This is a genomic window from Mesorhizobium sp. CNPSo 4661 (assembly GCF_057784215.1).
This window is the reverse complement of sequence record NZ_JBWGIO010000001.1, coordinates 320,936-341,870: the sequence shown is the minus strand read 5'-3', so window position 1 is coordinate 341,870 and position 20,935 is coordinate 320,936. Positions and strand designations below refer to the sequence as shown.

Annotated in this window: 25 protein-coding genes; 8 read left to right on the top strand and 17 right to left on the bottom strand. The window is 63.4% G+C overall.

Going from position 1 to position 20,935, the window contains the following annotated elements; all coding sequences use genetic code 11:
• Positions 1 to 30 precede the first annotated feature (30 nt).
• Positions 31 to 639 carry a YqgE/AlgH family protein gene (locus AC0YKC_RS01605; protein WP_320294779.1) on the bottom strand — a complete coding sequence of 203 codons (609 nt, stop codon included), beginning with the start codon at positions 637 to 639 and terminating at the stop codon, positions 31 to 33.
• A 125-nt stretch (positions 640 to 764) separates the two neighbouring features.
• On the opposite strand from AC0YKC_RS01605, the gene AC0YKC_RS01600 reads away from it, so the two are divergent.
• The 3 genes from AC0YKC_RS01600 (at position 765) to AC0YKC_RS01590 (ending at position 2,655) form a co-directional block, all read left to right on the top strand.
• Positions 765 to 1,571 (top strand): protein-disulfide reductase DsbD domain-containing protein, encoded by an 807-nt coding sequence (locus AC0YKC_RS01600; protein ID WP_320294778.1) that lies wholly within the window; start codon positions 765 to 767, stop codon positions 1,569 to 1,571.
• Positions 1,572 to 1,659: 88 nt separating this feature from the next.
• Positions 1,660 to 2,142, top strand: a complete 483-nt coding sequence (locus AC0YKC_RS01595; RefSeq protein WP_320294777.1) for a peroxiredoxin — start codon at positions 1,660 to 1,662, stop codon at positions 2,140 to 2,142.
• 36 nt (positions 2,143 to 2,178) lie between these two features.
• Positions 2,179 to 2,655, top strand: coding sequence for a DUF2938 domain-containing protein (locus tag AC0YKC_RS01590; RefSeq protein ID WP_488509458.1), 477 nt, complete (start codon positions 2,179 to 2,181; stop codon positions 2,653 to 2,655).
• Between the two features lie 31 nt (positions 2,656 to 2,686).
• On the opposite strand, the gene AC0YKC_RS01585 is transcribed toward AC0YKC_RS01590, so the two are convergent.
• The 15 genes from AC0YKC_RS01585 to coxB form a co-directional block, all read right to left on the bottom strand.
• The gene (locus AC0YKC_RS01585; protein WP_434721715.1) at positions 2,687 to 2,998 is read right to left on the bottom strand and encodes a type II toxin-antitoxin system RelE/ParE family toxin; all 312 of its coding nucleotides are present in this window, start codon (positions 2,996 to 2,998) and stop codon (positions 2,687 to 2,689) included.
• Positions 2,988 to 3,269, bottom strand: coding sequence for a ribbon-helix-helix domain-containing protein (locus tag AC0YKC_RS01580; RefSeq protein ID WP_488509456.1), 282 nt, complete (start codon positions 3,267 to 3,269; stop codon positions 2,988 to 2,990). The genes AC0YKC_RS01585 and AC0YKC_RS01580 overlap by 11 nt, the downstream gene beginning before the upstream one ends.
• An 82-nt stretch (positions 3,270 to 3,351) precedes the next feature.
• Positions 3,352 to 3,942, bottom strand: coding sequence for a histidine phosphatase family protein (locus AC0YKC_RS01575; protein ID WP_488509455.1), 591 nt, complete (start codon positions 3,940 to 3,942; stop codon positions 3,352 to 3,354).
• 41 nt (positions 3,943 to 3,983) lie between these two features.
• Positions 3,984 to 4,529, bottom strand: coding sequence for a ribonuclease HI (gene rnhA, locus AC0YKC_RS01570; protein WP_488509453.1), 546 nt, complete (start codon positions 4,527 to 4,529; stop codon positions 3,984 to 3,986).
• Positions 4,526 to 5,488, bottom strand: coding sequence for a homoserine kinase (locus AC0YKC_RS01565; RefSeq protein ID WP_488509451.1), 963 nt, complete (start codon positions 5,486 to 5,488; stop codon positions 4,526 to 4,528). The genes rnhA and AC0YKC_RS01565 overlap by 4 nt, the downstream gene beginning before the upstream one ends.
• 6 nt (positions 5,489 to 5,494) lie before the next feature.
• Positions 5,495 to 6,499, bottom strand: coding sequence for a 4-hydroxy-3-methylbut-2-enyl diphosphate reductase (gene ispH, locus AC0YKC_RS01560; protein WP_434721712.1), 1,005 nt, complete (start codon positions 6,497 to 6,499; stop codon positions 5,495 to 5,497).
• A gap of 76 nt (positions 6,500 to 6,575) precedes the next feature.
• A complete protein-coding gene (locus AC0YKC_RS01555) occupies positions 6,576 to 7,331 on the bottom strand; it encodes an SURF1 family protein (protein ID WP_488509449.1) in 756 nt (251 codons plus the stop codon).
• Entirely contained in the window at positions 7,328 to 7,714 is a 387-nt protein-coding gene (locus AC0YKC_RS01550; RefSeq protein WP_320294770.1) for a DUF983 domain-containing protein, read from the bottom strand. Before AC0YKC_RS01550 ends, AC0YKC_RS01555 begins: the two co-directional genes overlap by 4 nt.
• Positions 7,711 to 8,148: a L,D-transpeptidase family protein gene (locus AC0YKC_RS01545; RefSeq protein WP_488509618.1), complete on the bottom strand. Its 438-nt coding sequence runs from the start codon at positions 8,146 to 8,148 to the stop codon at positions 7,711 to 7,713. Before AC0YKC_RS01545 ends, AC0YKC_RS01550 begins: the two co-directional genes overlap by 4 nt.
• Positions 8,149 to 8,353: 205 nt before the next feature.
• Positions 8,354 to 9,235 carry a cytochrome c oxidase subunit 3 gene (locus tag AC0YKC_RS01540; RefSeq protein ID WP_320294769.1) on the bottom strand — a complete coding sequence of 294 codons (882 nt, stop codon included), beginning with the start codon at positions 9,233 to 9,235 and terminating at the stop codon, positions 8,354 to 8,356.
• A 1-nt stretch (position 9,236) separates the two neighbouring features.
• Positions 9,237 to 9,866 (bottom strand): cytochrome c oxidase assembly protein, encoded by a 630-nt coding sequence (locus AC0YKC_RS01535; RefSeq protein WP_320294768.1) that lies wholly within the window; start codon positions 9,864 to 9,866, stop codon positions 9,237 to 9,239.
• Positions 9,866 to 10,057, bottom strand: coding sequence for a hypothetical protein (locus tag AC0YKC_RS01530; RefSeq protein WP_320294767.1), 192 nt, complete (start codon positions 10,055 to 10,057; stop codon positions 9,866 to 9,868). The genes AC0YKC_RS01535 and AC0YKC_RS01530 overlap by 1 nt, the downstream gene beginning before the upstream one ends.
• The gene (locus AC0YKC_RS01525; protein ID WP_434721708.1) at positions 10,054 to 10,998 is read right to left on the bottom strand and encodes a heme o synthase; all 945 of its coding nucleotides are present in this window, start codon (positions 10,996 to 10,998) and stop codon (positions 10,054 to 10,056) included. Before AC0YKC_RS01525 ends, AC0YKC_RS01530 begins: the two co-directional genes overlap by 4 nt.
• A 76-nt stretch (positions 10,999 to 11,074) precedes the next feature.
• Positions 11,075 to 12,724, bottom strand: coding sequence for a cytochrome c oxidase subunit I (gene ctaD / locus AC0YKC_RS01520; protein ID WP_320294765.1), 1,650 nt, complete (start codon positions 12,722 to 12,724; stop codon positions 11,075 to 11,077).
• A 38-nt stretch (positions 12,725 to 12,762) separates the two neighbouring features.
• Positions 12,763 to 13,647, bottom strand: coding sequence for a cytochrome c oxidase subunit II (gene coxB / locus AC0YKC_RS01515; RefSeq protein ID WP_320294764.1), 885 nt, complete (start codon positions 13,645 to 13,647; stop codon positions 12,763 to 12,765).
• Positions 13,648 to 13,975: 328 nt separating this feature from the next.
• Between coxB and AC0YKC_RS01510 the strand changes: the two genes are divergently transcribed.
• The 5 genes from AC0YKC_RS01510 to AC0YKC_RS01490 all read left to right on the top strand — a co-directional run bounded on the left by AC0YKC_RS01510 (position 13,976) and on the right by AC0YKC_RS01490 (position 18,247).
• Positions 13,976 to 14,515 (top strand): invasion associated locus B family protein, encoded by a 540-nt coding sequence (locus AC0YKC_RS01510; protein ID WP_140681830.1) that lies wholly within the window; start codon positions 13,976 to 13,978, stop codon positions 14,513 to 14,515.
• A 76-nt stretch (positions 14,516 to 14,591) separates the two neighbouring features.
• Positions 14,592 to 15,059 (top strand): YbjN domain-containing protein, encoded by a 468-nt coding sequence (locus tag AC0YKC_RS01505; RefSeq protein WP_488509443.1) that lies wholly within the window; start codon positions 14,592 to 14,594, stop codon positions 15,057 to 15,059.
• Positions 15,060 to 15,222: 163 nt separating this feature from the next.
• Positions 15,223 to 16,635, top strand: a complete 1,413-nt coding sequence (gene tldD / locus AC0YKC_RS01500; RefSeq protein ID WP_488509441.1) for a metalloprotease TldD — start codon at positions 15,223 to 15,225, stop codon at positions 16,633 to 16,635.
• Between the two features lie 95 nt (positions 16,636 to 16,730).
• Positions 16,731 to 17,438, top strand: coding sequence for an NAD-dependent deacylase (locus AC0YKC_RS01495; protein WP_320294761.1), 708 nt, complete (start codon positions 16,731 to 16,733; stop codon positions 17,436 to 17,438).
• Positions 17,439 to 17,629: 191 nt separating this feature from the next.
• A complete protein-coding gene (locus AC0YKC_RS01490) occupies positions 17,630 to 18,247 on the top strand; it encodes a transglutaminase-like cysteine peptidase (RefSeq protein WP_434721703.1) in 618 nt (205 codons plus the stop codon).
• A gap of 140 nt (positions 18,248 to 18,387) precedes the next feature.
• Here AC0YKC_RS01490 and AC0YKC_RS01485 read toward each other — a convergent pair whose 3' ends face one another.
• Positions 18,388 to 20,907, bottom strand: coding sequence for a caspase family protein (locus AC0YKC_RS01485; RefSeq protein ID WP_488509437.1), 2,520 nt, complete (start codon positions 20,905 to 20,907; stop codon positions 18,388 to 18,390).
• Between the last annotated feature and the right edge of the window lie 28 nt (positions 20,908 to 20,935).

The following is a 20,935-nucleotide window of genomic DNA, read 5'->3' as shown; positions in this document are numbered from 1 at the left end:
TCGCGCTAACCTAACAGGATGACGAGCGCGCTATGCGTGCCCCGCGGCGGCGCTGAGATGAGCAAGGTCGATGCCGATCGAGGCGAGGATACGGTCGTATTTGCGCTCGATGTCGGTGTCGAAGAGAAGCTCGGGCGTCGCGGGACAGGTGAGCCAGCCGTTCTCGGCGATCTCGGTTTCGAGCTGGCCGGCGCCCCAGCCGGAATAGCCGAGCGCCATCAGCGCACGACGCGGCCCGCGGCCGGTGGAGATGGCGCGCAGGATGTCGACGGTTGCCGTCAGGCAGATATCGTCGGAGACGTTGAGCGAGGACTCCACGCGATAGTCGCCCGAATGTAGCACGAAGCCGCGGCTGCGGTCGACCGGCCCGCCATTGCGCACGACGAAATCGCGCGTGTGCGCCGGCAGGCGGATCGCTTCCTGCTCGTTCATGATGCCGAGCTGCACAAGCAGGTCCGGAAACAGCATCTGCTGCGTCTGGTTGATGATCAGGCCCATCGCGCCCTCGTCGCTGTGGGCGCAGATGTAGATGACGGAGCGCGCGAAACGGTCGTCCTTCATGCCGGGCATGGCAATCAGGAACTGGTCGTCGAGGAAACCGCGTCCGGCGGCTCCCTTCTTGTGGCGCAGCAAGTCCATGGCTTGAGCGTAACGCGTTTCGGCCGCGCCGAAAAGATGGCGCCGGTCCCGGATGTAACGCAAATATGATACCGGAAAAGCGATGAAGTCATTGCGCGGCCAAGAACGGACGGTCAAATCACCGCATGCGATACATGAAAATACTGGTTCTCGGCGTCGTTTTCGGGTGGGCTGCAAGCCTCCCGGCCGAGGCCTCCTCCTCGATCTGGTACAACAGTGAAGGCGGCAAGGTTCGGCTGGTGACCACCGGCAAGCCCGACGAGGCCGGCAAGATCCACGGCGTGCTCGACATCGCCTTGAAGTCCGGCTGGAAGACCTATTGGCGCGATCCGGGCGACGCCGGCGTGCCGCCGCAGCTCGACATATCCGGCAGCACCAACATCGCCGACGCCCAATTGTCGTTCCCGCCGCCGCAGCGCCATGACGACGGCTACGGCAAATGGGCCGGCTATGACCGTCCGGTATCGCTGCCGGTGACCTTCACGCTGTCTTCGCCCGACCAGCCGGCGACCATCGACGCGCATGTCTTCCTCGGCATCTGCGAGACGATCTGCATTCCGGTGCAGACCCGGCTCAGCGTCGACCCCGGGGCCGATCCGGACAACGCGACCGACGCGGCTCTGGTGAAAACCGCGCTCGCGACGCTGCCCTCTCCGGCCCGGTCCGATTTCGGCGTCAGCGTGCTGCCCGGCGACCACGAGACGCTTGTCGTCCAGGCGCAGTCGCCCGGCGACCCGGCATCGGTCGATTTCTTCATCGCCGGCGAGCGGGACTACATGTTCGGCGCGCCGGTGCGCAGCGAGAAGGACGGCAAGCTCGTCTTCACCGTGCCGATCCTCGACCGGCCGTCGGCGACGCCGACCGATGGCGGGCTCTATTACACGCTGACCAGCGCCGAGGGTTCGGTGGACGGGCTGCTGCCTTTCCCTTGATCCAGCATTTGGCCAGCGGTTGCGGGAAATCGTCCGGTCCGATATCGAAGGCATCGACCCTTCCACATCCCCCCAAGCGAGGCTCCCCATGACCATAGCGGTTGGCGAAAAACTGCCCGACGTGACCTTCAAGACGATGACCGCCGATGGCGCGAAGGACATAAAGGGCAACGAGATCTTCGCCGGCAAGAAGGTGGTTCTGTTCGGTGTTCCCGGCGCTTTCACGCCCACCTGCAGCAACAACCATTTGCCGGGCTATCTCGAAAACCATGACGCCATTCTGGCGCGCGGCGTCGACACGATCGCCGTCGTCTCGGTCAACGACGTGCATGTCATGGGCGCCTGGGCGCGCTTCTCCGGGGGTGAAGGCAAGATCCTCTATCTCGCCGATGGCAGCGGCGATTTCGCCAAGGCCGTGGGGCTCGACAACGATCTTTCCGCAACCGGCATGGGCCTGCGCTCCAAGCGGTTTTCGATGATCGTCGACGACGGCAAGGTCACCGCGCTCAATGTCGAGACAAAGCCCGGCGTCAACGAGAGCGGCGCGGCCAAGATCCTCGAGCAGCTCTAGATCAGGATGACGTTTCGTTGACGGGATCATGCTCTGATGTTTGACACAATCTGGCGCGCGATGGCGATCGGCATCGGCGCCACGGTGTTCATGGATATCTGGGCGATTATCCTCAACAAGGCGATCGGCCAGCCTTTACCCAATTGGGGCATGGTTGGACGCTGGGTCCGGCATCTGCCCGAGAAGGTCTTCCACGACGATATCGGCAAGGCCGCGCCCTATGCGCATGAAAAGGCGCTCGGCTGGGCCTTCCACTATCTGGTCGGTATCCTCTACGGCGTGGTCCTGGTGGTGCTCGCCGGCGCAGGCTGGCTGGCGGCGCCGACCTTCCTGCCGGCCTTCATCCTCGGCATCGTCACGGTCGGAGCCGGCTGGTTCCTGCTGGCTCCAGGCATGGGCGCCGGCTGGGCGACATCCAGGCTCCCCAACCCGACGAAAGTGCGTGCGCTCAATCTCGTGGCGCACACGGTGTTCGCGCTCGGCATGTTCTCGACGGCGCTGCTGATCCGCTGACGTTTCCGTCATCGCCAGTGATGAGTTCAAATCAGAACAGACGGCTTAGATCCCTGCGTCCGTCGACGACGCGAATAATCTCGACCAATTCTACCGGGCCATTATCCGTGTCGGGTATTGTTTCATAGAGCAGCACAAATGGCGCTGCCACCAGCATGCGCGTCGCCGCTCGAATGTCAGGCCGCCTTACGCCCAAACGTGGCTGGTCCGCCAATTGCAGAGCCCGGTCCTCTATCCAATCATAGTAGCGATCGGCGGCCCTTGTGCTTTCACTGCCGATGGTCACATAAATGTCGATTAGATCGACTCTGGCCGCTGGCGACCATACTACCTCAACGGCCATTCGACGCAGCGTCCTTCAGCCTCTGCCGAGCTTCCTTTCTAAGGGCGTCAAAGTCCAACGGCTCCGGTTTTCCGCTTGCCTTGCCTTCGTCCCAGAGCCGCTGCAGTCGCCGAACATCCTCTTGTCGCAGTTCGCGTTTTGTCAGCCAATCCCGCACCGCTTCGCGTACGATTTCGCTCGTGGTGGCGTATTCACCAGTTTCTACGGCCTCCCGCATCACAGCCGCCTGCTGCGTTGTGACCGCCACGCTGATTTTTTCCACGTTTGCCATGGGCCATTATCCTTGCTCTATAGTAGTAAATAATACTCCCTTTGCAGAACCGCAATCAATGGCGCTGCTGGTCCACTGACGATCAATGGCCGCGATGCGGCGCCGGATCGTCGATCGGCCGCCAGCCGTGCAGGATGAGGCGCGCGCCGATATCCCAGGCGAAGTAGTTGCCGCCGCCCGCCGGCTGATCCGCGATGCGGCTGATTTCCCGTCCACTGAAATGGAGGAGCAACAGCGTGCCGACACCGCCATGGCCGACGAAGGCGATGTTGGATTCACCGGCCGCAAGCGCGGCTTCGACCTCCCCCACAATGCGGCTCTGCGCGTCTATCGCCCGTTCCCAGCCTCGGATGCTCTCGTGCGGCCTGGCGAAGAACTGATCGGCAACCGCCTCGAATTCCTGCGGCGGCAGGAAGCCGGTTGCCGACCGGTCGTTCTCGTGCATCCGCTCGCGCACCTCGACCGCAAGGCCGAGATGGTCCGCCAGGGTTTCCGCGGTTTCGATCGCCTTGCGTTCGGCGGACGACACGACGCGCCGGATCGAGCCGATCCAGGGCTGATCGAGCATGGCGACGGCCCTTGCCCGGCCGATGTCGGACAATCCCCATTCAGGCACGGGAACGCCGGCGTCGATGCGCACCTGGGGGTGTGTGATGTAATAGGCTATCGGCACGACATGCTTCTCCGGTCAGAGTGCAAGCCAGCCCGCCGAAATCAATAGCTCTGGGTGGAGCGACGTGCCCTTGGGGTTGCCGGCTGGCTTGCCGGTGTGGCCGGCCTCGGCGCCGCTGCCGGCTTCGGCATTGCAGAGGTGGCCGGCCCTTTCTTGAACGGCGCCATGCCTTCGCGCGCGAGCTCGTCGGCGCGCTCGTTCTCGGGATGACCGGCATGGCCCCTGACCCAGTTCCAGGTCACCTTGTGGCGCCGGTTGGCTGCGTCGAGCGCCTGCCATAGTTCGCCGTTCTTCACCGGCTTCTTGTCGGCGGTCTTCCAGCCGTTCTTCTTCCAGCCATGGATCCATTTGGAAATACCGTCCATGACGTATTTGCTGTCGGTGTAGAGATCGACCGTGCAAGGTTCCTTCAGCGCATCGAGCGCGGTGATGGCGGCAAGCAGCTCCATGCGGTTGTTGGTCGTCTCGGACTCGCCACCCGACAATTCCTTGGTCTTGCCGTTGAAGCGCAGGATGGCGCCCCAGCCGCCCGGCCCCGGGTTGCCGGAGCAGGCGCCGTCGGTGAAGATTTCAACGTGCTTGCTCATGTCAGTCCGTATTCGGAAGGAGATCGGATCGCGCGGTGAAAGCGCATGCGGCGGATATATTCGGTCGGATCGCGCTTCATCACCAGCCCGCCATCGGGAATGGTCAGCCAGTCATAGAGGCGGGTCAGCATGAAGCGCAGCGCCGAGCCGCGCGCCAGCATCGGCAGCGCCGCCTTCTCGTCACCCTGAAGCGGCCGCACCGATTGGTAGCCGGCGAGCAGCGCCGCCCCCTTTGTCAGGTTGAAGGAAAAATCCTTCTCGAAGCACCAGGCGTTGAGGCAGGTGGCGACATCATAGGCGTAGAGGTCGTCGCAGGCGAAATAGAAGTCGATCAGCCCGGACAGTTTCTCGCCGAGGAAGAAGACATTGTCCGGGAACAGATCGGCGTGAATGATGCCTTGCGGCAGGCTCGCCGGCCAGTTGCGCTCGAAATCCTGGAAGTCGGCGTCGACCTCGGCCGCCAAGCCCGGCTCGACCTCGTCGGCGCGTTCGCGCGAGGCAGCCCAGAGCTTGCGCCAGCCGTCGATCGCCAGCGCGTTCGGCCGTCTCATCTGGAAATCCTGGCCGGCGAGATGGAGACTGGCGAGCGCCTTGCCCACTTCCGCGCAATGCGCGGCCGTCGGCCGCCTGAGCGACAGGCCTTCGAGGAAGGTGATGATGACGGCGGGCCGGCCGGCAAGCGTGCCGATGACGGTGCCGTCATGCGCGGTGACCGGCAGCGGGCAGGAAATGCCCTTCCTGGCGAGATGGCCCATCAGGCCGAGAAAGAACGGCAGGTCGGCCTTGTCGACGCGCTTTTCGTAGAGCGTCAGGATGTAGGAGCCGGTCGAGGCGTGGACCAGGAAGTTGGAATTCTCGGTGCCTTCGGCGATGCCCTTGTAGGAGAGCAGCTCGCCGACCGGATAGGCCTTCAGGAACGCACTGAGTTCGTTCTCGTTGACGTCGGTGTAGACGGCCATCCGTTTTCACGCCGCTCCATTGACGAAGGCCATGTCGGCCGCCGTCAGTTCGACATCGCGCAACACCCGCATCACCGGAAAATCCTCCGTTTCCGTGGCCGTTATGGCCAGATCGATGGTGACGTCGAAACGCTGCCGGAACGCGTCGATGATCTCATCGACAATGATCTCCGGCGCCGAGGCACCGGCCGACAGGCCGAGCGTCCTGATCCCGGCGATCTCATCCCACGGAATTTCCGCGGCGCGCTGCACGAGAAGCGACATCGTCGCGCCCGCGCGCTCCGCCACTTCGACAAGGCGACGCGAGTTGGACGAATTGGGAGCGCCGACGACAAGGAAAAGATCGGCGCCCGCCGCCGTCTCCTTCACCGCTTCCTGGCGGTTGGTGGTGGCGTAGCAGATCGATTCGGCCGCGGCCGCGTGCAGTTCGGGAAACCGCTCCTGCAGCGCCCGGATGATGCCGGCGGTGTCCTCGACGGACAAGGTCGTCTGGGTAACGAAGCCGAGGGCAGAGGCATCGACCGGCACGAAGCGCGCCGCATCGGCCTCGGTCTCGATCAGCGTCACGGCGCCTTCCGGCAATTGGCCCATCGTGCCGATCACTTCCGGGTGCCCGGCGTGGCCGATCAAAAGCACATGGCGACCGAGCCGCTGGTGACGCATCGCCTGCTTGTGCACCTTGGAGACCAGCGGGCACGTGGCATCGAGGTAGAAGAGATTGCGCGCCTCGGCATCCGCCGGCACCGACTTCGGCACGCCATGCGCGGAAAATACCACCGGCGACTGACGATGCTCCGGCGGAATCTCGGACAGTTCCTCGATGAAGACGGCGCCCAGGCTCTGCAGGCCTTCGACGACGTAACGGTTGTGCACGATCTCGTGGCGGACATAGACCGGCGCGCCGTATTTCTTCAGCGCCAGCACGACGATCTGGATGGCGCGATCGACGCCGGCGCAGAAGCCGCGCGGCTGGCAGAGCCTGATCGTAAGCGGTGGCTTTTTCTCAGTCATGAATGCGAGGCCGGTTCAGTCGGAAAGCTGGAGGGAAATGAGGCGTGCACCCCTGCCCTGTCAAGAGCGGCAGGCTTCACGCTTCCTTCGCTGGACGGCGAAGCCTGAGGATGAGAACCGCTGCAAGGGCGGCGGCCAAGCCATACCAGGTGACCGCGTATTGCAAATGGTTGTTCGGGAGGTCGATGATGGTGACGCCGCCGACCGGCAGGCCGCCCGGGTTCGGCGTCTTGTCGGCATCGATGAAGAACGGCACCAGCACGAAGCCGGCAGGCAGGCCAGCGGTCGCCCCCATGACGTCGCGATCCTTCCAGAAGAAGATATTCTTGGCGACATCATTATCGGGGAGCATCATCGACGGCTTTGCGGGCAGCGGATTGCGGGCAAGCCCTGTCAGCGTCACCTTGCCGGCAACCTCACCTTGTTGGCGCTTGGCAGGATCCTTGAGATCGTAGGGAACGAAGCCTCGGTTGACGAGCACGAAGCGGCCGTCCTCCAACTGCAGGGGCGTGTAGACGTTGAAGCCCGTGTCGCCTTGCCAGGTGGAAAAGAAATGGCGCTCGCCCCGGTGCAGGAAAGTGCCGGTCACCGTCACCGGCGTGTAATCGACATCATGGGAAGCGGCGAATTCCTTCTCGATTTCGGCCAGCGGCAACGGTGTGGAATGGGTGCGCTTGTCGATGGTCGCGAGCAGGCTTTCCTTCCAGTGCAGGCGCTGCACCTGCCAGGTGCCGAGCCCGATCAGGACGGCGAACAGCACGAGGCCAAGGCCGAGCAGCAACGCCGAGCGCGGCCGCGAACGGCCGGCGGCCAAACCGGTCGTTTCGGTCATTCGCTGGAATCCAGCCTGCCCTCGGAGGCCTTCCTCGAATACTGCAAGGTGATCAGCACGCCCTTGATCAGGCGCAGCGCCGTCAGGCAGAGCACCAGCGCCAGCGGTATCCACAACATGAAGTGCAGCCAGAGCGGCGGACTGAACGTCACCTCCATCCACAGCGCGAGGCCGACAACGACGAAGCCGATGATCAGGATGACGAACACCGCCGGGCCGTCGCCGGCATCGGCGAAGGAATAGTCGAGCCCGCAATTGTAGCAGCGCTTGCCGACAGTCAGGAAACCCGAGAACAGCTTGCCTTCGCCGCAGCGCGGGCAGCGGCCATGCAGGCCGGCAGAGATCGGATCGATGGGTGGCCAGATCGCCTTATCTTCACTCATTTTATGATCTCGATCGGTGTGCCGTCGGCCACCATTGTCCAGATTTCATCCATATCGGAGTTCGTAACTGCAATACAGCCGTCGGTCCAGTCGACCATTTGAAGCACCCTGCCCAGCCAACCGAAACCATTCGGCTGGCCGTGGATCATGATGAAGCCGCCAGGATCGACGCCCAGCGCTGTCGCCGCCGCCTTATCGTCGGCATTTGGATAGGAGATATGGATCGACCTGTGCGCGACGCTGTTGGGGTTGCGCCAGTCGAGCACATAGCGCCCCTCCGGCGTTCGCTCGTCCCCCTCGCGGTGCTTGCGGCCGACCGGATCGCCGCCGAGCGCGATGCTGTAGCGGCGCAGAATTTGGCCGCCGCCGATCAGTTGCAACTGCCGTTGCGATTTCTCGACACGCACCAGATCGACCGTTTGCCCGGGCCACATCCCCCTGTCGAACAGTGGGCTCGTGGTGGTCAGATACGCGCAGATGATCAAGGGAATCTTCGCCCACATGACCTAGCGATGGCCGGCCATTGCGCCGAAAAGAAGAAGGCGGCCGCGTCGCCGCGGCCGCCTTCCAAAACTCCTGAAAAACTGCTGAAAGCAAATTCCGGAAAATCGCTACGCGCTTTCCCAGAATTGCTTTTTATCAGTGGCCTTCGATCAGCGCGCCGTTCGAGGCCCAGACATAGATCGCGCTGAACAGGAACAGCCAGACCACGTCGACGAAGTGCCAGTACCAGGCTGCCGCCTCGAAGCCGAAATGCTGCTTCGGCGTGAAGTCGCCGCGCATCGCACGCACCAGGCAGACGAGCAGGAAGATGGTGCCGATGATGACGTGGAAACCGTGGAAGCCGGTGGCCATGAAGAAGGTGGCGCCGTAGATCGAATCCTTGAACGCGAAGGGCGCGTGCATGTACTCGTAGGCCTGCACCATGGTGAACAGCATGCCGAGGCCGACGGTCAGCACCAGGCCGTTGATCAGGCCCTTGCGGTCGCCATGCAGCAGCGCGTGGTGCGCCCAGGTCACCGTCGTGCCCGACAGAAGCAGGATGATGGTGTTGTAGAGCGGCAGGTGGAAGGGATCGAGAACCTCCAGCCCCTTCGGCGGCCAGACGCCGCCGGTGAAGGCGGTGCGTGCATATTGCGAGGCTTCGCCGGGGAACAGGCTGGCGTCGAAGAAGGCCCAGAACCAGGCGACGAAGAACATCACCTCCGAGGCGATGAACATGATCATCCCATAGCGCAGGTGCAGCGACACGACGCGCGTATGGTGACCCTCATGCGCTTCCTTGATGGTGTCCGACCACCAGGCGAACATCGTGTAGAGCACGATGATCAGGCCGATGAAGAACAGCCACGGATTGGCGATGTTGTGGCCGAAGACCGGGAAGTTGCCGGCCTTCAGATACTGCATCAGGCAGACGCCGCCGACGGCGGTCACCAAGGCGCCGATCGAACCCAGGAAGGGCCACGGGCTGGGGTTGACGAGATGGTAGTCGTGTTGTGGTTTTGCGTGCGCGTCTGCCATATCAACCCCCGAGGCTTGCTTCGGAATCTGGAACTTTGTTGCTGCTGCCAGCGGCCGGCGCCGACGAGGCGACCGGCTGTTTCTTTTCGACCGGGAACATCGTGTAGGACAGGGTGATGGTCTTCAAGTCCTTGAGTTCCGGTACGTTGACGATGTCTGGATCGACATAGAACACGACCGGCATGTCCAGCGTCTCGCCGGGCTTCAGCGTCGTGTCGGTGAAGCAGAAGCACTCCACCTTGTTGAAATAGGCGCCAGCCATCTCCGGCTGCACGTTGAACGAAGCGCGGCCGGTGATGGCGCGGTCGAACTTGTTGGTCGCGCTGTAATGCGCCTGCGCCGTCGCGCCGATCTTGATCGTCACCGAGCGGGCGACAGGCTCGAACTGCCACGGAATGCCATTGGTGTTGGCATCGAAGCGGATGGTGATGTCGCGGTCGAGCACGCGGCCGGCATATTGCTTCTCGGCGCGCTGCGTGGTGCCGCCATAGCCGGTGACCTGGCAGAACATCTTGTAGAGCGGCACCGCCGCATAGGCCATGCCGACCATGCCGGTGAAGAAGGCCAGGCAGACGGCGGCGACGATGCCGTTGTTGACCTTGCGGGGCTTGCTGCTGGTCTCGCCGCCCATCAGCCGCCTCCCAACAGGCCGGAGCCGGTGATGCTGGCCCCGCTGTGGCCGAAGCGCACGATTGTGGCGGCATAGAAGATGATGACCAATGCCGCCAGCGCGATGCCGATGGCGATGGAGCGGTTGCGGCGTGCCTTCTGCTGGCGTTCGGTCAGCGTGACCAGCTCGAGTTTCTTGTCGGCCACGGTCACACTCCCCCCATCATGAGGGCGCGACCGACCACGCAGTCGACGAGATAGGCGGCAAAGATGGCGAAGAGATAGAGCAGCGAGTAGCCGAACAGGGCCTTGGCCGGCTTCATCGCACGGTCGTCATCAGCCATGGCAAGCACTTTCCAGGCATACCAGACGAAGCCCGCGCCGAGGACCGCCGAGACGACGCCATAGCCGGCCGTGGTGTAGCCGAGCGCCCAAGGCAGCACGCCGACCGGCGCCAGGATCAGCGCATAGGCAAAGATTTGCCGACGGGTAGAGGCCTGGCCGGCGACATTCGGCATCATCGGGATGCCGGCGCGGGCGTAGTCGTCGGACTTGAACAGCGCCAGCGCCCAGAAATGCGGCGGCGTCCACAGGAATATGATCAGGAACAGGATCACGCTTTCGAGGCTGACCGAGCCGGTCACCGCGGCCCAGCCGATCACCGGCGGGAAGGCCCCGGCGGCGCCGCCGATGACGATGTTCTGCGGCGTCCAGCGCTTCAGCCACATGGTGTAGATGACGGCGTAGAAGAAGATGGTGAAGGCGAGGAGCGATGCCGACAGCCAGTTGACCAGCACGCCGAGCGTCATCACCGACAGCACCGACAGCACCAGGCCGAAGCTCAACGCCTCGCCCGGCGTGACACGGCCGGCCGGTACCGGACGACCGGCAGTCCTGGTCATCACCGCGTCGATATCGGCGTCGTACCACATGTTGAGCGCGCCGGAAGCGCCGGCGCCGATGGCAATCGCCAGGATGGCGATCATCGCCAGCAGCGGGTTGATGGCAACGGGCGCCGCGACGAGGCCGACAAAGGCCGTGAAGACGACCAGCGACATGACGCGCGGCTTCAACAGGGCGAAGAAATCGCCCGCGGTCGCTTCCGACATGCGAAAGCCCGCTTCCTCCATCAATCTGTCTTCGGCAAGGGCCATGCGTACTTAAAGTCCATCATTCCGTTGGCCAAGACCGCCGGACAAGCCGGCGGTCTCGTATGCGTCGGGACGCTGCCTACTTGATCTTCGGCAGCTGTTCCCACTGGTGGAACGGCGGCGGCGAAGGCAGCTGCCATTCGAGCGTGGTGGCACCCTCGCCCCACGGATTGGCGCCGGCGACGCGCTTCTTCTGGAAGGCCTCGAACACGCCGTAGAGGAAGATCGCAACACCGACGGCCGCGATGTAGGAGCCGTAGGAAGACACCATGTTCCAGCCGGCGAACGCGTCCGGATAGTCGACGGTGCGGCGCGGCATGCCGGCGAGGCCGAGGAAGTGCTGCGGGAAGAAGATCAGATTGACGCCGACGAACGTGACCCAGAAGTGGGTGTTGGCGATCATCGGCGAGTACATGTAGCCGGTCATCTTCGGGAACCAGTAGTACCAGCCGGCGAAGATGGCGAACACGGCGCCCAGCGACAGCACGTAGTGGAAGTGGGCGATCACGAAATAGGTGTCGTGCAGCGAGCGGTCGAGGCCGGCATTGGCCAGCTGAACGCCGGTGACGCCACCGATGGTGAACAGGAAGATAAAGCCCAGCGCCCACAGCATCGGCGGCTTGAAGGAGATCGAACCGCCCCACATGGTGGCGATCCAGGAGAAGATCTTCACGCCGGTCGGCACCGCGATGACCATGGTGGCGAACACGAAGTAGCGCTGCGTGTCGAGCGACAGGCCGGTCGTATACATGTGGTGCGCCCAGACGATGAAGCCGACGGCGCCGATCGCCACCATGGCGTAGGCCATGCCGAGATAACCGAAGACGGGCTTCTTCGAGAAGGTCGAGACGATATGGCTGACGATGCCGAAGCCCGGCAGGATCAGGATGTACACTTCGGGGTGGCCGAAGAACCAGAACAGGTGCTGGAAGAGGATCGGGTCACCGCCATTGTCCGGCACGAAGAAGGAAGTGCCGAAATTGCGATCGGTGAGCAGCATGGTGATCGCGCCCGCCAGGACCGGCAGCGACAGGAGCAGCAGGAAGGCGGTGATCAGCACCGCCCAGGCAAACAGCGGCATCTTGTGCAGCGTCATGCCGGGAGCGCGCATGTTGAAGATGGTGGTGATGAAGTTGATGGCGCCGAGGATCGACGACGCGCCGGCGATATGAATCGACAGGATCGCCAGATCCATCGCGGGGCCAGGCTGGCCGGAGGTCGAGAGCGGCGGATAGATCGTCCAGCCGCCGCCGACGCCGAATGCGCCCGGCGCGCTCGGCAGGAACATCGAGGAGAGCAGCAGGATGAAGGCCGGCGGCAGCAGCCAGAACGAGATGTTGTTCATGCGCGGGAAGGCCATGTCCGGCGCGCCGATCATGATCGGCACCATCCAGTTGGCGAAGCCGCCGATGAGCGCCGGCATGACCATGAAGAAGATCATGATCAGGCCGTGCGCGGCGCCGAAGGCGTTGTACATGCTCTTGCCGCCGTCGATGGCGGCGTCGCCCTGCATGCCGTAGACCATCTGGGCGAGGCCGCTGAAGATCTGGATGCCCGGCTCCTGCAGCTCCATGCGGATGGCGACCGAGAGCGCGCCGCCGACGATGCCGGCCATGATCGCGAAGATCAGGTAGAGCGTGCCGATGTCCTTGTGGTTGGTCGAGTAGACCCAGCGGACCCAGCCATGCGGCCTGTGGTCGCCGTGATCGTGAGCTGCAGCCTCTGCCATGTTCCGCTCCGTTCCCTAAATCCTGCTAACCCGCGGCATCAGTTGCCGGCGGCCGCTACCTTGTTGGTACCATCGATCTCGGCCATCAGCGCCTTGTTGGCGGCGGGCACGTTGGTCTTGGCCGTATCCAGCCAGGTCTTGAACTGCGCGTCGGACACGACGCGCACCGCGATCGGCATGAAGGCATGGTCCTTGCCGCAGAGCTGCGAGCACTGGCCGTAATAGAGGCCTTCCTTCTCCGCCTTGAACCAAGTCTCGTTGGTGCGGCCAGGAACGGCGTCCATCTTGATGCCGAAGGACGGCACGGCGAAGGAGTGGATGACGTCGGTGGCGGTGATCAGCACGCGGGTCGTGGTGTTGACCGGGACAACCAGCTCGTTGTCGACCGCCAGCAGCCGCGGATAGAGGGCGCGATCCTCCTTGCCAGCCTTGGCGCGGTCGGCATCCTGAAGGACCGCCGAGTTGAACGAGAAGGTCTTGTCGACCTGGTACTCGTAATCCCAGTTCCACTGGTTGCCGGTCGCCTTGACGGTGAGCTTGGCTTCCTCCGGCGGCGTGTACTGCGCGGTGAGCAGCTGGAAGGAGGGAATGGCGATGAGCAAGAGCACGATCACCGGCCCGACCGTCCAGATCACTTCGATCAGCGTGTTGTGGCTGGTCCTGGATGGCACCGGATTGGCGCTGGCGCGGAACCTGACGATGCAGACCAGCAGCAGCAGCAGAACGAGGATGGTGATCGGGACGATGAACCACATGGTGTAGTTCCCGAACCGCTCGATCTGCCGCATCATGTCGGTCGCGGGAGCCTGGAAGGTCATCTCCCATTCCCGCGGCTGGTCGGCACGGGCCGCAGCACTGGAGAAGAGCACGGCCGATGCTGCCGTACCTGCCAAGAATTCAGCGCTTGCCAGGAATTTCCTCATCGCCCTCTCGTCTCCCACTTCCCGCGATCTGATCGCACCAATAACGGACGACGCCGGAATTGGGAATCCCGGTCTGTCCCTAGGCTGGTTCAAACCATACTCTATTTCCCTCCGCAAGAAAGGAGCGGAGGAAACCGTGCGGCATTTTTGCGCGCACGCCGAAGGCCGTGTTCGGCGCTCGCCATGCTATATGCGCAGCGGTCGCAATTCGGGCGAATTTGCTTTGGAAAAGCATGTAATTGCCGGTATCGGGGCGGACCGGCGGCGGTCTCGTCCTTTACTTGGCCCCGGCGCGGCTTAAAGTGCCGTGATTCGCAATGGAGCCGTTATGACTTCCTGGCTTTCGAGAACCCTGGCGAAGGTCGTCCTTGCCGTCGCCTTGCTCGGTGTCGGCGTAGCCGTCGGCGCCGCCGCCTCGCCGAACAACGCCTCGCCGCCGAGCGGCACGGTGAAGTCGACGCATGGCGCATGGTCGATCATCTGCGATACGCCTGCCGGTGCTACCTCCGAACAATGCGTGATGATGCAGAACGTCGTCGCCGAGGATCGCCCTGAAATGGGGCTTTCAGTCGTTGTGCTGCGCACCGCCGACAACAAGGCCGAGATCCTGCGCGTGCTGGCGCCGCTCGGCGTGCTGCTGCCCAACGGCCTCGGCCTCAATGTCGACGGCAAGGATATCGGCCGCGCCTATTTCGTGCGCTGCTTCCAGGACGGCTGCTATGCCGAGGTGATCCTCGAAAAGCCGCTGCTCGACACGCTGAAGAGCGGCACCTCGGCCACCTTCATCGTCTTCCAGACGCCCGAGGAAGGCATCGGCATTCCCGTCGATCTCAAGGGCTTTGCGGACGGCTTCGCCGCCCTACCTTGATCTTGTCGCCATGCGCCGCGGCCATTCCCGACGCTGAGGTCGGACGGCGAATGCGGATTTGGTGGCAGGAGGTTCCATGCGCACGTCGTTGTCCGCTTTCATGGCTGGCCTGGCGCTGGCCGGTGCGGTCTCTGTCGCCCGGGCCGAGGATGCCGAAATCCTCCAGAGGCCCGACCCGGCGGCGATCCTCGACATCGCCAAGGGCTTCGGCTCGGCCAGGATGGACAAGGACGACAATGGCGATCCGATGCTTTCAGGGCGGATCGAGGGCGTCAAATACGTGATCTACTTCTACGGCTGCGAGGATCACGAGAACTGCAAATCGCTGCAATTCTCGACAGGCTACACCGACCCGCTGAGCGCCGACCAGGCCAACGCCTGGAACGCGAAATACCGCTGGGTGAAGGCCTATGCGGGCGACGGCTCGAATTTCAGGATGGATGTCAGCTTTGCCGGCGGCATCACGAGGGCCAATGTCGAGGAGCAGTTTTCCAACTGGAACGCGATGGCCGCCAACATCAGGGACTTCGTCGCCGGCAAGTGACGGCGACGCAATCGTCAGCTTGATCCTGTTGGCGATTGTGCAACGGCGGCTTCGCGCCTACATCCCCCAGATCAAAGAGGTAGAGCATGATGTCGTCCGAAAACCGCTTCACACTTTTCGGCATCATGCTCTAGAACGATTTGTTTCCACGAATGGATTTGCCATGACCAGCCTGATCGGCCAATTCGACATTTCCGACGATCGCGTCAAGGAGATCGTCGCCGACACAATCAAGGGCGCCGACGACGGCGAGTTGTTCCTCGAATACAGCGAGAGCGAAGCGCTGATGTTCGACAATGGCCGGCTGAAGACGGCCAATTTCAACACCGACCAAGGGTTCGGCCTGCGCGCCGTGGCCGGCGAGGCCAGCGGCTATGCGCATTCCAGCGATCTCTCCGAAGCCTCGCTCAAGCGCGCGGCCGACGCCGTCTCGGCGGTAAAGGGCGGCTATTCCGGCCAGCTCGCCGGCGCGCCCGCACGCACCAACCGTCACCTCTATGGCGACGAGAACCCGATCCCCTCGCCTTCCTTCGAGGTCAAGGCCAAGCTCTTGCAGGAGATCGACGGCTGGCTGCGGGCGAAGGATCCGCGCGTGCGCCAGGTGACGGCGTCGCTCGCCGCCTCGTGGCAGCATGTCGAGATCGTGCGCGGCGACGGGCAGATCGTGCGCGACATCCGCCCGCTGGTCCGGATCAACGTTTCCGTCGTGGTCGGCGATGGCGACCGGCAGGAGAGCGGCTCCTACGGCATGGGCGGCCGCAAGAGTTTTGGCGAGTTCGTCAGTGAGGAAAGCTGGAAGCATGCCGCCAGCGAGGCGCTACGGCAGGCGCTGGTCAACCTGGAAGCGGTCCCGGCGCCCGCCGGCACGTTCGATATCGTGCTGTCCAGCGGCTGGCCGGGCGTGATGCTGCACGAGGCTGTCGGCCACGGACTGGAAGGCGACTTCAACCGCAAGAAGACATCGGCCTTCGCCGGCCTGATGGGCCAGCAGGTGGCGGCGAAAGGCGTCACCGTGGTCGACGACGGCACCATCCCCGAGCGGCGCGGCTCGCTCACCGTCGACGACGAAGGAACGCCTTCGGCGCGCAACGTGTTGATCGAGGACGGCAAACTGGTCGGCTATATGCAGGACCGACAGAACGCCCGGCTGATGGGCATGACGGCGACGGGCAACGGCCGCCGCGAGGGCTATGCGCACCAGCCGATGCCGCGCATGACCAACACCTACATGACCTCCGGCGACATGGAGCCGGAAGAGATCATCGCCTCGGTCAAGAACGGCGTCTACGCCGTTTCCTTCGGCGGCGGCCAGGTCGACATCACGTCAGGCAAGTTCGTGTTCGGCTGCACCGAGGCCTACATGATCGAGAACGGCAAGGTGACGCAGCCGATCAAGGGCGCGATGCTGATCGGCAACGGGCCGGACGCCATGCACCGCGTCAGCATGATCGGCAACGACATGAAGCTCGACAACGGCATCGGCATGTGCGGCAAGGCCGGACAGGGCGTGCCCGTCGGCGTCGGCCAGCCGCATCTGCGGATGAACCAGATGACGGTTGGCGGCACCAGGGTTTGAGCGCGTGAACGCTGGAAAGGCCACAATGTCGGCTTCTGAAAAGCTACCCATTGTCTCGACAAAAGAGATAGCCTGCGGGCCGGTGCCATCGACCAATGTCCAAACCCAAGATCGTCATCCTGACGGGCGCCGGCATCTCGGCGGAATCGGGCGTCGCGACGTTTCGCGATCCGAAGGGGGTGTGGGCTAGTTTCGACTTTGAGGAGGTCGCGACCCCGCAGGGCTTCGCCCGCAACCCAACCAAGGTGCAGGACTTCTACAACATGCGCAGGCGGCAGCTTGGCGACGTCAAGCCCAATGCCGCGCATGAGGCGCTGGCCAGGCTCGAGCAAGCCTTTCCCCGCGAAGTCCTGGTCGTCACCCAGAACATCGACGACCTGCATGAGCGTGCCGGCTCGCGAAAGCTGATCCACATGCATGGCGAGCTCTGTCGCGCGCTTTGCCAAGATTGCAGCGCCAGCAGCGCCTGGGCCGACGACATCGCCGACCATTCCGAGTGTCCGGCCTGCGGCGCCAGGGGACGGCTGCGGCCAGACGTCGTGTGGTTCGGCGAGATGCCCTATCGCATGGAAGAGATCAGCGAAGCGCTGGGCGGCTGCGACCTCTTCGCGGCGATCGGGACGAGCGGCAGCGTCTATCCGGCCGCCGGCTTCGTAGAAGAGGCACGCATCGCCGGCGCCTTGACCGTCGAGCTCAACCTGAAATGCGCCGGCTGGGCTTCCCGTTTCGACGAGCAACTGGAAGGGCCGGCGACGCAAGTGGTGCCCGCCTTCGTCGAGCGCATCCTTTCGGGCACGGGCTGATGGTTTCCAGCCCGAACTTCCCGCCGGCACCTTGAAGTGAACACAATCGTGTTAGGACATTATTAATTGTTTAATTGGCCGGGCCGGCGTTTGCGCATTAGCCTGTCGCCAGTCTCCTCGTTGCGGTGGTGTTGGCAGTGAAGCGATCCCCTGGTGTCTCGACCTCTTCTCTCCTCCTTGGCTTCATTTCGTTGGTTGGCGTTTCGTCGCTGCAAGTCGGCCCAGCGGCCGCGCAGTCGTCGCTGGTCAAACTAGCGTCGACGCGGCCTGCGGCCAGTTCCGCCACCGTCGGCGGCAGCACCAGCGTCCCATATGGCTGGCTCGATTTCTGCCATCGCCGGCCGAAAGAGTGCAAGGTGCCCGCCTTGCCTGCCGCCAGCGTCAAGCTGACCGCGCAGAACATGAGCATCCTCAAGCGGGTAAACCAGAAGGCGAACCGCTCCATCAAGCCGGTCAGCAACTATGACCACTGGGGCACGATGATGGACCACTGGGACTATCCGGTGGACGGCAAGGGCGATTGCAAGATCTACGCGCTCTACAAGCGCAAGCTTCTCCAGGAGGCAGGATTTCCCCGTCAGGCGCTGTTGATGACGGTGGTGCGCGACCTTCACAATGAGGGCCACACCATCCTGACGGTGAAGACCGACAAGGGCGATCTCGTCCTGGACAATATGGTCGACGAAATCCGCCCCTGGAACGCCACCGGCTATTATTTTCTAAAGCGCCAGTCGCAGCAGAACCCGAACACCTGGGTGTCGATCAATCAGCGCGGCGGTACGGCGAAACGGCTGACGCCGAGTTCGTAGGCAAAGCGGCCGCTTGGAGAGATCTGCCCTTCGCCTTTAACACGATGGTCCGCGCCATGGACTCGTGGCCGCCTCTCGCAGGTTCATGGGTCGGAAGATCCGGCCCATGAAAGGATCGCTTCCGTCCGACAGCGGCAAGCCTATTGCTTGCAGGGCGGCTCGCCCGGATGCCCGCAGCTCGGCTTCTTGTTGCCTTGCGGCGGCTGCTCCTTGGGCTGCTGCGTCAGACGCCGCTCCTGCTGCTGGACCTGGAACTTCGGCTGCGCATGGAACTCCGGTTTCGGCGGCTTGGCGAACACCTGCACATTCGGCTTTTCCTGCAGCTTGAGCTGGCGCTGCGCATTCTCGTTGGGCCTGTTTACCTTGAAGTTCTGCTGGACCTCCGCGCCACCAGAATCTGCACCACCGTTTTGCAATTTGCGGAACTTCTTGTTCCCGTTTGGTGAGCCCTGATTCTGGTCGGAGAACACGTTCGGATTGTTCTTCCCGAGGCGCTCCTGCACACTAGGCCGATTGTTGGTTGGCAAACCGTTGACGGTTGGCAGCTTGCGGAACTTCTTGCCCTTGTCGCTTCCGTCGGCCGAGCCTTGATCGCTCGGTCCGACGACGGACTGGCCTGCCGTCAGATCCTTGCGTGTCAGCTTCTTCGGTTTGCCTCCGTTCTGATCGGACAACACTTTCGTATTGTTCTTCCCGAACTTCTGCTGGGCGCTCTGTCCGTTCTCGGCCGGCAGACCGTTGACGGTCGGCAGCTTGCGGAACTTGCCATTCTTGCCCTGACCGTTGCCGGCTCCGTTCTGCTGACCGCTACCGGTAACGGCGGCACCGGCATTTCCGGTTGCCTGCTGGTTGGTTCCCGGGGTGCCCTGCTTGCCGAGCAGCTTCTTCGACTTGTCGTTGGGGAAATTCTGGCCATTCAGCACCGGCTTGCCGTTGACGAGCGGCAACGTCTTGCCGTTCGTTCCCGGCAGTGCGTGATCGGTCGAGAGCTTGCCCAGTGTTTTCGAAAGCGGCGCCGCACCGCCTGGCTGCTGGCCTTGCGCCGCACCTTGGCCGATCTTGCCCTGAACGGGATTCTGGTTGGACAACGCCGCCCGCTTCTGCAACAGCGGCGGCAGCGCCACCTTGGTAGCCAGAGCCGCGGCACCCAGCCCAACCGCGCCGGCGGTCAGCTTCTGGCCGGTGGTGAGGCCGCCACCCTGCCCTTGCTGATTGTTCTCGTTGATCGTCGTGTTGTTGATAACGGTCGTGTTGTGGATGTTGTTGAAGATGAAATTGTCCGGCGGCGGCACGATGTTATGCGGCGGCCTGACCCATACCGGCACGGGCACGAAGACCGGCGTCGGCAGGACGAAGACGTCGACCGGTGGCGGAGGCGGCGCCAGCACGACAAAATCCGGCGGCGGCGGCGGCAGGAAGATCACCGTAACCGGAGGCGGCGGGTCGAAGTCGAAATCCGGGTCGTCGAAATAGAGCACCGGCCGGTCGACATAGATGATTTCCTCCGGCGGAGGCGGCGGCAAATCATAGTCATAGACGGTGAATTCCTCCGGCGGCTCCAGCGCAGCATCGAAATGCTCGAGCCGACGACGCGCGTCCCAAGCGTGCGGGCCATGCGGATAGCGCCGCAGATAAGACCAATAGGCCTCCGGCGTGTCCCGCAGCCATGTCTCGCGCCAGGTGATCGCCTCGCGCCGCGCCGCGATGATGGCGCGCACCCGCTTGGCCATGGGATCGTGCGGATAGGCGACGAGGAAATCCTGGTAGCCGCGCATGGTATCGCGGTCGAGAGCCGCGACATAGGCGTCGTGCGCATCGAAGTCGCGTATTTCCCGAGTGCGGTTGGACCGGGATTCGGCCTCCGAAACCTTGGGCGCAGGCGCGTCCGGGGCACGATCGAAGAAGACGAAAGGCACATTGATCTTCGAGGCATTCCACGGCACTTGCGCGCCTTGCGTCACCTCGTTGACCCGCAGCCGCGTGCGGTCGAACACGTCGTCGAGCGACAACCCGCCTTCGCGTATCATCTCGGCCAGCGCCTGAGCATAGGCGCCATAGGGGCCCTTGCCTTCAGGCGCGACCGTTCCGGGGGCGGCATTGAACGCAATCAGCATGTTCGGGTCGGGGTCGACCAGCGCGAGGCCGCCAGCCAGCGGCTGGCTCATTTGTGGGAAGTCATTCGGGCGCGCCGCGTCGAGGACCACGATATTGACCTTCGCCGGCAGTCCCGCCAGCGACTTGGTGACATCGGACAGCCGCATGGCTTGAAGCGGCACGTCGGCCGGATTGGCGATCTGGGCGTCGACCGGCAAGAAATAATTCTCGCCTTCGAACTGCACCCCGCGGCCGGCGAGGTACACGAAAATGACCGCATCGGGACCTGCGGCGGAGACCTTTCCAAGGAAATCACGCAACGCGCCGCGCAGTGATTCCTGATCCACATCGCGGGCCCCAACCACATCGAAACCGGCCGCCTGCAGGGTCTGAGCGATCAGTCCGCCGTCGTTGGCGGCTGTCGCGAGCTCTCCGGATTGATAGGCGCCATTGCCGATGACGAAGGCTAGCCGCTTTTCACCTTGCGCCAGCGCTCCGGCCGCGGAACCGACCGCGAATATGACGAGAACGACGACGAGACCGAGGAATTTCTGAAGCGTGCGCATTGCAATCCGCCATCCATTCAAAGTGGTA

Excerpts from the sequence above, each read along its gene's own strand:
- AC0YKC_RS01605 (WP_320294779.1), bottom strand. The coding sequence starts at position 639 with ATGGACTTGCTGCGCCACAAGAAGGGAGCCGCCGGACGCGGTTTCCTC.
- AC0YKC_RS01600 (WP_320294778.1), top strand. The coding sequence starts at position 765 with ATGCGATACATGAAAATACTGGTTCTCGGCGTCGTTTTCGGGTGGGCT.
- AC0YKC_RS01595 (WP_320294777.1), top strand. The coding sequence starts at position 1,660 with ATGACCATAGCGGTTGGCGAAAAACTGCCCGACGTGACCTTCAAGACG.
- AC0YKC_RS01590 (WP_488509458.1), top strand. The coding sequence starts at position 2,179 with ATGTTTGACACAATCTGGCGCGCGATGGCGATCGGCATCGGCGCCACG.
- AC0YKC_RS01585 (WP_434721715.1), bottom strand. The coding sequence starts at position 2,998 with ATGGCCGTTGAGGTAGTATGGTCGCCAGCGGCCAGAGTCGATCTAATC.
- AC0YKC_RS01580 (WP_488509456.1), bottom strand. The coding sequence starts at position 3,269 with ATGGCAAACGTGGAAAAAATCAGCGTGGCGGTCACAACGCAGCAGGCG.
- rnhA (WP_488509453.1), bottom strand. The coding sequence starts at position 4,529 with ATGAGCAAGCACGTTGAAATCTTCACCGACGGCGCCTGCTCCGGCAAC.
- AC0YKC_RS01565 (WP_488509451.1), bottom strand. The coding sequence starts at position 5,488 with ATGGCCGTCTACACCGACGTCAACGAGAACGAACTCAGTGCGTTCCTG.
- ispH (WP_434721712.1), bottom strand. The coding sequence starts at position 6,499 with ATGACTGAGAAAAAGCCACCGCTTACGATCAGGCTCTGCCAGCCGCGC.
- AC0YKC_RS01555 (WP_488509449.1), bottom strand. The coding sequence starts at position 7,331 with ATGACCGAAACGACCGGTTTGGCCGCCGGCCGTTCGCGGCCGCGCTCG.
- AC0YKC_RS01550 (WP_320294770.1), bottom strand. The coding sequence starts at position 7,714 with ATGAGTGAAGATAAGGCGATCTGGCCACCCATCGATCCGATCTCTGCC.
- AC0YKC_RS01545 (WP_488509618.1), bottom strand. The coding sequence starts at position 8,148 with ATGTGGCCCGGGCAAACGGTCGATCTGGTGCGTGTCGAGAAATCGCAA.
- AC0YKC_RS01540 (WP_320294769.1), bottom strand. The coding sequence starts at position 9,235 with ATGGCAGACGCGCACGCAAAACCACAACACGACTACCATCTCGTCAAC.
- AC0YKC_RS01535 (WP_320294768.1), bottom strand. The coding sequence starts at position 9,866 with ATGGGCGGCGAGACCAGCAGCAAGCCCCGCAAGGTCAACAACGGCATC.
- AC0YKC_RS01525 (WP_434721708.1), bottom strand. The coding sequence starts at position 10,998 with ATGGCCCTTGCCGAAGACAGATTGATGGAGGAAGCGGGCTTTCGCATG.
- ctaD (WP_320294765.1), bottom strand. The coding sequence starts at position 12,724 with ATGGCAGAGGCTGCAGCTCACGATCACGGCGACCACAGGCCGCATGGC.
- coxB (WP_320294764.1), bottom strand. The coding sequence starts at position 13,647 with ATGAGGAAATTCCTGGCAAGCGCTGAATTCTTGGCAGGTACGGCAGCA.
- AC0YKC_RS01510 (WP_140681830.1), top strand. The coding sequence starts at position 13,976 with ATGACTTCCTGGCTTTCGAGAACCCTGGCGAAGGTCGTCCTTGCCGTC.
- AC0YKC_RS01505 (WP_488509443.1), top strand. The coding sequence starts at position 14,592 with ATGCGCACGTCGTTGTCCGCTTTCATGGCTGGCCTGGCGCTGGCCGGT.
- tldD (WP_488509441.1), top strand. The coding sequence starts at position 15,223 with ATGACCAGCCTGATCGGCCAATTCGACATTTCCGACGATCGCGTCAAG.
- AC0YKC_RS01495 (WP_320294761.1), top strand. The coding sequence starts at position 16,731 with ATGTCCAAACCCAAGATCGTCATCCTGACGGGCGCCGGCATCTCGGCG.
- AC0YKC_RS01485 (WP_488509437.1), bottom strand. The coding sequence starts at position 20,907 with ATGCGCACGCTTCAGAAATTCCTCGGTCTCGTCGTCGTTCTCGTCATA.